9 protein-coding genes are annotated in these 11,768 nt (G+C 63.0%); 5 read left to right on the forward strand and 4 right to left on the reverse strand.

Features of this window, described 5'->3' with window-relative positions; genetic code table 11:
• Positions 1–252 precede the first annotated feature (252 nt).
• The 4 genes from DPM33_RS13325 (at position 253) to DPM33_RS13340 (ending at position 6,822) form a co-directional block, all read left to right on the forward strand.
• Positions 253–732, forward strand: a complete 480-nt coding sequence (locus DPM33_RS13325) for a MarR family winged helix-turn-helix transcriptional regulator (protein ID WP_112097897.1) — start codon at positions 253–255, stop codon at positions 730–732.
• Positions 729–1,919 carry an HlyD family secretion protein gene (locus DPM33_RS13330; RefSeq protein WP_112097898.1) on the forward strand — a complete coding sequence of 397 codons (1,191 nt, stop codon included), beginning with the start codon at positions 729–731 and terminating at the stop codon, positions 1,917–1,919. The genes DPM33_RS13325 and DPM33_RS13330 overlap by 4 nt, the downstream gene beginning before the upstream one ends.
• A 423-nt stretch (positions 1,920–2,342) precedes the next feature.
• A complete protein-coding gene (locus DPM33_RS13335) occupies positions 2,343–3,875 on the forward strand; it encodes a DHA2 family efflux MFS transporter permease subunit (protein WP_112097899.1) in 1,533 nt (510 codons plus the stop codon).
• A gap of 208 nt (positions 3,876–4,083) precedes the next feature.
• On the forward strand, positions 4,084–6,822 hold the full coding sequence (locus DPM33_RS13340) for an EAL domain-containing protein (RefSeq protein ID WP_245442124.1): 2,739 nt from the start codon (positions 4,084–4,086) through the stop codon (positions 6,820–6,822).
• A gap of 7 nt (positions 6,823–6,829) precedes the next feature.
• Here the strand turns inward: DPM33_RS13340 and DPM33_RS13345 are convergent, their stop codons facing one another.
• Positions 6,830–7,330 (reverse strand): CAP domain-containing protein, encoded by a 501-nt coding sequence (locus DPM33_RS13345; protein WP_112097900.1) that lies wholly within the window; start codon positions 7,328–7,330, stop codon positions 6,830–6,832.
• 169 nt (positions 7,331–7,499) lie between these two features.
• Between DPM33_RS13345 and DPM33_RS13350 the strand changes: the two genes are divergently transcribed.
• Positions 7,500–8,324: a DUF2189 domain-containing protein gene (locus DPM33_RS13350; RefSeq protein ID WP_112097901.1), complete on the forward strand. Its 825-nt coding sequence runs from the start codon at positions 7,500–7,502 to the stop codon at positions 8,322–8,324.
• A 28-nt stretch (positions 8,325–8,352) separates the two neighbouring features.
• Here the strand turns inward: DPM33_RS13350 and DPM33_RS13355 are convergent, their stop codons facing one another.
• The 3 genes from DPM33_RS13355 to DPM33_RS13365 form a co-directional block, all read right to left on the reverse strand.
• The gene (locus DPM33_RS13355; protein WP_112097902.1) at positions 8,353–8,985 is read right to left on the reverse strand and encodes a LysE family translocator; all 633 of its coding nucleotides are present in this window, start codon (positions 8,983–8,985) and stop codon (positions 8,353–8,355) included.
• 91 nt (positions 8,986–9,076) lie between these two features.
• Positions 9,077–9,505 (reverse strand): YybH family protein, encoded by a 429-nt coding sequence (locus DPM33_RS13360; RefSeq protein WP_112097903.1) that lies wholly within the window; start codon positions 9,503–9,505, stop codon positions 9,077–9,079.
• Positions 9,506–9,604: 99 nt separating this feature from the next.
• Positions 9,605–11,578: a TadE/TadG family type IV pilus assembly protein gene (locus tag DPM33_RS13365; protein ID WP_167449054.1), complete on the reverse strand. Its 1,974-nt coding sequence runs from the start codon at positions 11,576–11,578 to the stop codon at positions 9,605–9,607.
• Positions 11,579–11,768: the final 190 nt, after the last annotated feature.

Raw genomic sequence — 11,768 nt, forward strand, 5'->3', positions numbered from 1 at the left:
GTGATCCCCCGATCCTCGGCGCAAGCTTTACCATGGGTGAGCCGGGAGGCGCTAGCGTGCGACAGAAAACACAGTGAATTTTCAGACGGTTGATGCCTTGCTGTGAATGCATCGCCTCAAGCCGTGGCAGCGGATTGCCCAATTCACCGGGCGCTAACCATGAACGCATCGCATGCCTTACATGCCGATTTGCCGGCTTCTGGCGCAAAGCTTCCTCTTGAATAGTAAGCACGCTTATTATATCTATCGCTCATGGTTTCAGATGGCATCGACAGATTGGGATTTTTGATCCACGACGTGCAGCGTCTCATGCGCAAGCGCTTCGAGGCGCGCGCCAGCGGGTTGGGGCTTTCCTCGGCGCAATGGCGGCTCATGGTACGCGTCGCCAAGGAAGAAGGCATCACCCAGGCGCGGCTGGCCGAACTCCTCGAAATCGAGCCGATCAGCGTCTCGCGGCTGGTCGATCGCATGGAAGAGGGCGGCTGGATCCAGCGCCGGCAGGACGCGACCGACCGGCGCGTGCGCATGATCTTCCCGACCGAGAAGGCGAGCGCCGCCTACGCCGATGTCAAAAGCCTTGCCGGCGAGGTCTACGAAGAGTCCTTGACCGGTGTTTCGCCGGAAGACCGGCGCATGCTGATCCGGGTGCTGGACACGATCGTGCAGAACCTGACGGACGGCGAGGCATCGTCCCTGGAAAAGATGAAGAGCAAAGAAGGGGCGGCAGCATGAGCGCGGCAGCCAAAAGAGAAGACGACAACGTCACCAAGCTTGCGTCGGCGCAGCCGATCGCTGAAGCGCCGGCAACTGCTCCGGTCGCTGCCGCGCCCGCGCCGCAGCCAGCTCCGGCCGCGCCGAAGAAGAAGCGCCGCCTCGGCCGCTTTCTGTTGATGGTCGCCTTGCCGTTGGCGCTGCTTGCCGGCGGCTCGTATGTCTGGGTGACCGGTGGCCGCTACCAGGAAACCGAGAACGCCAATCTGCAGCAGGCGAGGATTTCGGTCGCCTCCGACACGGCCGGCCGCATCGTCCAGGTCGGCATCGCCGACAACCAACTGGTCAAGCAGGGCGACCTTCTCTTCGTCATCGACCCCGAACCTTACAGGATCGCGCTGGCCCAGGCCGACGCGGCGGTCGCCGCCGCGCGGCTCAATGTCGAGCAGCTGCGCGCCGCCTACAGCCAGGCGATGGCGCAGGAAAAGTCCGCCGGCAGCGAGGTCGACTACGCGCAGTCGCAATATGGGCGCGCCGCCGATCTGGCGCAGAAGGGCATCAACGCCAAGTCGTCGCTCGACGAAGCCCGCAACGATCTCGACAAGGCCAAGCAGCAGCTTGCCGTGGCCGAGCAGGGCATCGTCAGCGCCAAGGCGGCGCTCGGCGGCAACCCGGACATCGAGACCGACAAGCATCCGACCGTGATGTCGGCCTTGGCCGCGCGCGACAAGGCCGCCTACGATCTGGCGCAGACCACGGTGAAGGCGCCGGCGGACGGCGTCGTCTACCAGGCCGCATCCTTCAAGGTCGGCCAGTATGTCGCCGTCGGCACGCCGCTTTTCGCGCTGGTCGAGACCGGCGACACCTGGATCGACGCCAATTTCAAGGAGACCCAGCTCACCAACATGAAGCCGGGCCAGAAGGCCGAGATCGTCGTCGACACCTATCCGGGCCGCACCTTCGAGGCGACCGTCAAGGCGATCGGCGCCGGCACGGGCGCGGAGTTCTCGCTGCTGCCCGCGCAAAACGCCACCGGCAACTGGGTCAAGGTCACGCAGCGCATTCCCGTGCGACTGGAACTGACCGATCCCGACGCCAAGATGGCGCTGCGCACCGGCATGAGCGCCACCGTCACAGTCGACACCGGCGTGGCGCGCGGCCTGCCGTCGATCTTCGGACACGCCAAGGCGGGCGAGAACGGGCAATAGAAATCAGCGGACGCCCGCGGTGGATGGCCGGCGGACGCAAAGCAGGAGATCGGTCCGATGGGGAGGGGTGTGACGGATAGGTAGGCAAGCGGGCCGCACTGCGGCTCGATTGAGACCTTAACCTTCGGCGCGGACCCGTTGGTCCTCAGATTTCCGGGCGGCAGGCATCCGCTCCAACAGAGACATTCGGTCGATGTAACCCCCACATCGACAGTCGCGTCCCACCGCGATGAAGGTCTCTCAACGGAAGGCTTTGCCGCCCGGAAACCTAGAGGCGGATGATTTCAGGTCTGTTCGACCTGATATCTGAATACGCCTCTAAATCAAAGAGATAGAGCATGATGTCGTCCGAAAACCGCGTCACACTTTTCGGCATTGTGCTCTAGCGTACACGTTTTTGTTACTTGCTGGAAGTTCAGCATCATGAGCACGCCCGAACCCTTCAAGGAAGTGCCGCATCGCGGGCTGATCACGGTTGCGCTGATGCTGGCGACGATCATGCAGGCGCTCGACACCACCATCGCCAATGTCGCGCTGCCGACTATGACCGGCGACCTCGGCGCGTCGCCCGACAACATCAACTGGGTGCTGACCTCCTATATCGTGGCGGCCGCGATCATGACGCCGGTTACCGGCTGGCTCGCTGACCGCCTCGGCCGCAAGCAATTGTTCCTCGCCTCGGTCGTCGGCTTCACCATTTGCTCCATGCTCTGCGGCCTCGCCTGGAGCCTCGAAACGATGGTGCTGTTCCGCCTGCTGCAGGGCGTGTTCGGCGCGGCCATCGTGCCGCTGTCGCAGACCTTCCTGCTCGACATCAACCCCAAGGAGCGCCACGGCCAGGCCATGGCGATCTGGGGCGCCGGCATCATGCTGGGGCCGATCCTGGGGCCGACGCTGGGCGGCTGGCTGACGGAAAACTTCAACTGGCGCTGGGTGTTCTTCATCAACCTGCCGGTCGGCATCCTCGCCTTCATCGGCATGGCCGCCTATCTGCCTGTCGTCGCCAAGCGCGTGCGCGGCTTCGACTTCTTCGGCTTCGCCATGATCTCGCTCGGCGTCGGCGCGCTGCAGCTTCTGCTCGACCGCGGCGGCGAGGTCGACTGGTTCAACTCGGCCGAGATCTGGATCGAGCTCGCTCTGTCGCTCACCGGCTTCTGGGTGTTCATCATCCACACGGTGACGGCAGAGCATCCCTTCATCGATCCCAAGATATTCCTCGACCGCAATTTCGTGACCGGTCTGGGCTTCATCTTCGTCATGGGTGTGCTGATCCTGGCCTCGATGTCGCTATTGCCGCCGATGCTGGCCAACATCTTCGGCTATCCGACCGTTACCATCGGCGTCGTGCTGGGGCCGCGCGGCATCGGCACGATGATCTCGATGCTGGTCGTCGGCCGCATCATGCACAGGATCGATGCGAGGATCCTCGTCGCCATCGGTTTCCTGCTCACCGCGCACTCGCTCTACACCATGGCGAGCTTCACGCCGCAGATGGACAATTGGCTGATCCTCACCTCTGGGGTCGTCCAAGGCCTCGGCATGGGCATGGTGTTCGTGCCGCTGTCGACGGTCGCCTTCGCCACGCTCGACGCGCGCTACCGCACCGACGCCACCGCGCTGTTCAGCCTGGTGCGCAATTTGGGCTCGTCGATCGGCGTGTCGGTGGTCGCGGCGCTGATGGTGCGCAACACGCAGATCAACCACACCGAGCTTTCGGCCTTCATCAACCCGTACAACCCGAACCTGTGGGCCGCCTCGCCGGCGGCCGCCGCCGGCAACGCCGCGGCACTGTCGCAGGTCGACCGCGCCGTGAACGTCCAGTCGATGATGATCTCCTACATCAACGACTTCAAAATCCTGATGGTGATGACGCTGGCCGCGATCCCGTTCGTGATCCTGCTGCGCAAGCCCAAGGCCGCGCCGGCCGGCGGGGCGCCCGCCGCGCATATGGATTGACGCTTGCGGATTGGCGCGGCGGAGCCGCCGCGCCTGCATCCGGGACTGAAAATCGTGGCCGGGGGAACAGCGCAAGGATTCCCGGATATCTACAACCGACCGCACCTGGTTCATCTACCATTAGTATATATCGATCACGATGTCGTCGCTTTTGGGTTGAAAGCGAGCCGTGTTGCTTTGCGCCGGCACCAAACTGGAGGAACTCTGTTTGGGCGAGAAATCATCCAGGAAAGCTGCTGAGACAACCGAGTCGGCCAATCTGGCGGCGCTGGCGAAGCTGACCATCGCTTCATACGAAACGCTCGAGCGCGATCTGCGAGCCAGGATCGCAACGCTCGAAGGGCAGGCGCTGCGATTTGAGACGGCGATCGACAACGTTTCGCAAGGCATCTGCTTTTTCGACGCCGCCGAACGGTTGATCCTGTGCAACCGCCGCTACGCGGAAATCTACCACATTGCGCCTGAGCAATTGCAGCCGGGTGTGACGCTCCGGGAAATCGTCGAACGTCGCGTCGCCGCCGGGACATCTGTGACCGATGCCGACGCCTATCTTGCATTGGCCCGCGCCGTCAATTCGGGCATGGCTCCAAGGGTATGGACCGCCAACCTCGCCGACGGTCGGACGGTTCAGGTCTGCCATCAGCCCATGGCCGACGGCAGCTGGGTGGCCACGCATGAGGACATTACGGCGCTCGTTGCCAACCGACAGATCGTCGACGAGCGCATCTCGCTGCAAACGCTGATCGACTGGGTCCCCGATTATCTCTGGGTCAAGGACACGGAAAGCCGCTTCGTCGTGGCCAACAGGGCTCTTGCGGTTGACAGCGGGCGGGAGAAGACGAGTGACATGATCGGCTTGACCGATTTTGATCTCCATGCCCCGGAACTTGCGCAGAAATTTCGCGCGGTGGAGCAGAACGTGCTCAGCAGCGGCCAACCCATGATCGACAAGGAAGAGTTCATTGTCGACGCGTCGGGCGCCGGCAAGTGGTTGTCATCGACAAAGGTGCCGTTGCGCAATGCCCACAATGACATCATCGGTCTGGTCGGCATTGCTCACGATGTCACCGGACGCAAGCAGGCGGACGTCCTTCGCGAGGGGCAGGCGCACATCCTGGAAATGATCGCGATGAGCGCCCTGCTCGAAGACGTGCTCGACCGTCTGATGCGCCTCGTCGAGTCGCAGCTGACCGGGATATTCGGTTCCGTCCTGCTGCTGGACAAGGACGGCAGCCATTTGCGGCACGGCGGCGCGCCGAGCCTGGCGAAGGAATATACCGCTGCCATCGACGGGATCGCCATCGGCCCCAAGGTTGGGTCATGTGGCACCGCCGTCTACCGGCGGGAGCCGGTCATCGTCGCGGACATCATGCAGGACCCGCTTTGGGAAGAATACCGTCAGGTGGTGGCGCCCTTCGGCTATCGTTCCTGCTGGTCGACCCCGATACTGTCGCATCAAGGTGCCGTGCTCGGTGTCTTCGCGATGTATTCGATGACGGTTCGCGAACCGACCGACGCCGAAACACGGCTGATCGACTTCACGACGCGGATTGCAGGGATCGCCATCGAGCGCAAACTGGCTGAAGACCAGATTCATTTCATGGCCAACCATGACGTGCTGACAGGGCTTCCAAATCGCGCTCTGCTCGAGGACCGGCTCTCGCAGGCTCTGCTCTATGCGCAGCGGTACGATCGCTGGGTGACGGTGGTGTTCATCGACCTCGACAATTTCAAACTCGTCAACGATACGCTCGGCCACAGTGCCGGTGACGTGCTGCTGAAGACCGTCGCCAACCGCATGGTAGACTGCGTAAGGCCGACCGACACCGTCGTGCGGCTTGGCGGCGACGAGTTCGTCATAGTCCTGTTCGACCAGCCGACGAACGTCGATCTGATCTCCGAGACCCTGCAAGAGATCCGGGCGGCTATCGCGGAGCCGGTTCATCTGGGAAGGCATCGGCTGAGGGCGACGGCCAGCATCGGCATCGCCAACTATCCCAAGGACGGGACGAGTCCGGATCAGCTGCTGGCCAACGCCGATGCCGCAATGTATCGCGCGAAGGAATTCGGCCGCGACAATTTCCAGTTCTACGCTCCCGAGTTCAACACCAGGGCGCATGAGAAATTCCTGCTTCAGGAGGAGTTGCGAAATGCCCTGGCGCGTTCGGAATTCATTCTGCTCTACCAGCCGCAGGTCGATCTTCGCTCAGGGGATGTCTTTGCAGTCGAAGCCTTGCTGCGCTGGAAGCATCCGACACGAGGCATGGTGGCGCCGGACACGTTCATTCCGACCGCCGAGGAGACCGGGCTGATCGTACCGATCGGCGACTGGGTCCTGCACGAAGCCTGTCGGCAGAACAAGGCCTGGCAGGATGCCGGTCTGCCGCCCCTGACCGTCTGCGTGAACGTCTCGGCGCGGCAATTCAGGGAACCGAACCTGATTGGCCGTGTCGTGAACGCGCTGACCGACAGCGGCCTGGAGGCCAGATATCTCGAACTCGAGGTAACCGAGAGCCTTATCATGCAGGACGTCGAATTGGCGGTCGCGACGATGGACGCCTTGCAGAGCCTGGGGGTTCAGATATCGATCGACGATTTCGGAACAGGCTATTCCAGCCTCAGCGCGCTCAAGACCTTTCCCGTGGCGCGGCTGAAGATCGACAAGTCATTCATCAAGGATCTCGCCGCCGACGAGAACGATCAGGCTGTCGCCAGCGCCGTGATTTCACTGGGTCAGAATCTGCATCTGAGGGTCATTGCCGAGGGCGTCGAGACAGACGACCAGGTGGCCTTCCTGCGCAAGAACAATTGCGATGAAATGCAAGGCTATCATTTCAGCAAGCCGGTCTCTGCCCAGAGCATCGAGAAATTGCTCCACACGGCGAGCGCGGCGGATGACGGCCGAGGCGTTCCGGCGTCGGGAACTCTGACGACAAAACAGGGATAGGCGAGGCCTATCTCCCGAGCACGAGGCTCCAGTAGCGCAGGCTCGGATCGCGGCCGTCGCGCACATAGGCGAGGCCGAAGCGGGAGAAGTCCGGGTCGAGCATGTTGCGGCGGTGGCCGTCCGAATGCATCCAGATGTCGAACAGCTTCTGCAGGTCGAAGCGGCCCTCGGCGATGTTTTCGGCTGCGGCGCCGCGCACGCCATTGTCCTTCATGCGCGAGGCGAAATCCTTGCCCCAGCCGGTGGTGTGGCTCATGCGTTGGCGCGACGCCATGTACCCGGCCTGCTGCAGCGCCGCCTGTTCGAGTTGCGTATCGGGAGCCAGCGCCGGCAGCCCGCCCGAGGCGCGAATGCCGGCAAGCGTCGCCGTGGCGGACGAAGAAACGCCGGCGCCTTCGCCGGTCGGCACGGACACGGTGCTGCAGGCGGCAATGCCGGCAAGCGCCGCCAGGCCGGCGGCTTTGAACAACGTGCGGCGGTTCGGGAGGGCGGTGATCGAGATGCTCATCCGGCCCCTGATACCGGCGATCGTGGCTTTTGCCGGGCAATCGATGAAAATCGCTTGAAGCGGCGACTTTTCCCGGAAGATCGGTTATCATCCCGGCGTTCTTGAAAGTGGCAGCCACGGGCGGGCCACCCAGGCGGTGACCGCCCCCCGAGAGATACGGAGGACGGTAATGGCCGGTTTTCATGTCATGGCGGACGCGCGCGGGATGCATGTGCAGCCCACGGTGCGCCACATCACCACGTCTGATCTCTGGGACGCGTTGCGGCTCGGCGCGGAGGATTTCTGGGCCAAGCCTTCGCATTATGTGTTCCTGTGCCTGATCTATCCAATCGTCGGCTTGATCCTGACGCGGTGGACCTCCGGCTCCAGTGCCATTCAGCTCGTCTATCCGCTGATGTCCGGCTTCGCGCTGATCGGCCCTTTCGCGGCGATTGGCCTTTATGAGATCAGCCGCCGGCGCGAGCTCGGCATGAGCAACCGCTGGCACCATGCGCTCGATGTTCGCCATTCGCCGGCGCTGCCGTCGATCGCGGTCATCGGCATCCTGCTCTTCGCGCTGTTCCTCTTGTGGCTGTTCACCGCGCAGTCGATCTACACCAGCCTGTTCGGCGCGGAGCCGCCGGCCTCCGTCGGCGCTTTCCTGCGCGACGTGCTGACGACCAGCAAGGGCTGGGCCCTGATCCTGCTCGGCAACGCCGCCGGCTTTATCTTTGCGGTCATTGTGCTGGCGACGACCGTCGTCGCCTTTCCGCTGCTGCTCGACCGCGACGTCGGCGCCGTCTCGGCGATCGAAACCTCGGCCCGCGCTGTGATGGCCAACCCGCTGACGATGGCGCTCTGGGGCCTGACGGTCGCCGTCTTGCTGGTCCTCGGCTCGATCCCGCTGTTTGCCGGCCTTGCCGTCGTCATGCCGGTCCTCGGCCACGCGACCTGGCACCTTTATCGCAAGGTGGTCGAGCCGGAGCAGATCCGGCCCGTACGCCGGCCGATGTAGGAAACGGCTGCGTTTCTTGGGTTGACGGCTATCTTTGCGCCTCGGTCGCCATCCTCAGCGCCAAGGCTGTCAGCACCGTGCCCATCATCCAGCGCTGGACGACCAGCCAGAACGGCCGCCCGGCGAGGAAGGTCGCGATCGACCCGGCGGTCACCGCGATGATGGCATTGACCGTCAGGCTGATCGAAATCTGCGTCACGCCGAGCACCAGAAGCTGTGACAAAACATGGCCTTTGGCCGGATTGATGAACTGCGGCAGGAGCGACAGATAAAGCACGGCGACCTTCGGGTTGAGCAGGTTGGTCATCAGGCCCATGACGAAAAGCTTGCGCGGCCTGTCCCTGGGCAGCTCGCGGACCTGGAAGGGCGATCGCCCGCCGGGCTTGAGCGCCTGCCAGGCAAGCCACAGCAAATAGAGCGCGCCGGCGAAGCGCAGCGCATCATAGGCGTAAGGCACGGCGAAGATCAGCGCGGTGATGCCGAAAGCCGCCGACACCACGTAGAACAGGAAGCCCAGCGCGACGCCGCCGAGCGAGATCAGTCCCGCCTTCGGCCCTTGCGACAGCGAGCGCGAGATGAGGTAGATCATGTTCGGGCCTGGCGTCAGCACCATGCCGAGGCAGATCAGCGCAAAGGTCAGGTGGTTGGCGGCGTCGGGCATCGGAGTCTCCGGGTGGCGGCGGAACACCCAGCACGCGCCTCCGCCAACCGCAAGAGCTTGCAGGCGGGAGCCTTTGCGCCAGCGCTGACAATTACTCAGCGACGACCGAGGCCGCCGGGCGGGGCGAGACTATAGGATCGGCATGACGAAGGACGATCTTCCAGGCGTTTTCCTCGCGTCGAAAAATAGTCGTGGTTCGAAGCGCTATCGGCACCAGCTTGTCGCTGCCGCCGACCTTGGATCGGACCCGCTCGATCTCGATGATGTAACCCAGATCCGCCGTGGCGTACTCGGAGATGCGCTCGAAGCCGATGACCTCGCCGTCCCGGTAGTTGGTAGCGGCGCGGTCCATCGTTTCGGCGGCTTGCCTCCATCCTTTGGCCGGCGGGCCGAATGGATTGGCGATGACGACGTCATCCCGTTGTGAATGGAGGCTTTTCAAAGGCTCGGGATCGCCTTTGACGAAGGCATCTACGGCTAAATGATCCTGCTCGATGAGTTTCGCGAGGTCGGCCAACATCTCAGCATCCTCAGATGATAGGGAAAGAGGATACTATCCAAAAACCAGCCTCTGGTCCTGCCTATTCACTTCTTGGTACGCCAGCATCGGTCTATGGGCCTACCCGACGACCCGCAGGTTCGACAATTCGTTCGCTATTTCCTTGAAATTGTCCGACAGCGTCGCTCCGGTAGCGTTCCAGAACAGCTTGGCCGGTTTGCTGGGATCCGTCGGGTCCTTGCGGAAGCGGGAGTCGGAAGAGCAGGCCTTTAGCGCGGCCATCGCCTTCTGGTCGCTGGTGCTGGTCGACGACATGTCGAGCGCCACCGTCATCACCATGACGTTGGCCGCCTTGGCGTTGTCGCACAGCTTCGCCATCTGCTCGTTCATCGCCGCGGTGTAGTTGCTCGACGAATAGTTGAACTGGCCGATGGCATTCGAGGTGCCGCCGAACAGGCGGGTGACCGAGGTGCCGTTGTAGCCGACGCCGGTATAGCCATAGGCGGCATAGGTAGACTTGTTGCCGGCCGGGTCCGAACTGACCGTCGAATAGGTGTTCTCGCCATCGGTCAGCACGATGACCACCTTGTCGTTGCCGCGCTCGGTTTCCGGCCGCCCTTCGGTGAAAGGCGGGGCACTCGAGACGGTGCGCCAGCCCCAGGCCATGCCTTCCGGCACATTGGTGTTGCCGTTGGGCTGCATCAGGTCGATCGCCGCCTTGACGGCCGCAAGCCCATCCGTCTGGGTGACATCGGTGAGCGGCGTGATCGGCGTCGTCGTGCAGCTGTAATTGGGGCCGGCGCCTGAGCTCAGCACGGGAGCATTGATCGGCCGTGGCATGAAGTACTTGGCCATGTTCGACTGCCTGGTTTTGCCTGTGGTGCTCGACGGATCGTCGTTCCACCAACTGTTGGCGGCGCCGTAGGTCACCGGCTTCGGCTCGTCAGGATCTTGCGTGACATACCATTGGTTGCCGGGCTCGTCCGGCGCGAACATCGGCACGAACATCGTGGCGGGATCGCCAATGCCGATGCCGGTGTTGTTCGGGCCGCCGGAAGCCGGCGTGTCGTCGACATTAAAGGGATAGGGCCGCACCTCGACGCAGCCCTGCCAGCTCGCGAATGGGCCATAAGTATCGGTGTAGTCGTATTCGTTGTGGCTGCGCTTGCATGTGTTGTCGGAGCGGTATTCGTCACACACGACCCGCTTACTGCCGGCGATGCGTTCGTGGCTGGTGACCACCTGCATGTCGCGATAGAGCGAGAAACGGCTCAGCACTTGATTTTCCGTCTCGCCCCAGCCGGTACCCTTCTTGTACCAGATACCGTTGCTCTTCTGCGCGTATTTGGAAGGCGCATTCAGCGTCGACCAGTCGAAATTCTCATTGGCGATCGGCGACAGCCCATAGACGTCCATCCAGGAGGCGTTGTCGTTCTCAGGCCCGACATTGACCGAGGCCGCGAACGGCACGAGGCTGAACTGGACCGGCTTGTCGATCTGCTTGATCTGCGCCGCTTGCTGCGCCAGCGTGTCGACAAGCTGCTTGGCGGCCTGCTTGAGCAAGTCGATGCGCTTTTGTCCCGAGCCGGTGCCGGGTGTCGTCATCGAGCCTGAATTGTCGAGCACCATTGCCACTTCCAGCGTGTTCTTCAGCCGCACCTGGGAGTCCATGCCGAGCTTGACCGACTTGTTCGCATCGACCGTCGAAGCGCCGACCAGCAGCGCGGACGACGGATAGAAATAAGGATGATAGTTCAGCGTCGCGCTCATGGTGAGCAGACCGCCGCCAGCCTGGTTGGTGGGCAGCGTGATGTTGAGCCCCACGTTGGCGGGGTCGATATTGTTGAGGTTGGCGTTGAAGAAGTCGGCCGCGTAAGCCCTGATCTGGTCGTCCGTGGCACCTTCGGCAAGCCGCCGCGCCGCGGCGAAATTGGCCGCGTCGAGCGCGTTCAGCACCATCTGCTTCTGACGGTTGAGCTCGCTGAAATCGACGGCCATCGCCACCGCTCCCATCAGCGGCACCATGGCGATCGCGGTCATGAGGGCGTAGTTGCCGCGGCGGTCACGACAGAATTGATGCCAGAATTTGCGCATTGCTCTCGAAGCGGCCCCCCGCCGGCGGATTCTCTATCGGGCGACACTTCCACAAAACGCTGAAGGACCGGTTTGGCAAACCGGTCGATTGCTTAACGGCGGCTTCACCAACCGCTAACCAAACCGATTGCGGTGGCATGCCGCACGATGAAAAACGCCCGCCTTCAGGGCGGGCGTCGCCGATCGTTCG

It is taken from the genome of Mesorhizobium hawassense (assembly GCF_003289945.1).
Lineage (GTDB): Bacteria > Pseudomonadota > Alphaproteobacteria > Rhizobiales > Rhizobiaceae > Mesorhizobium > Mesorhizobium hawassense.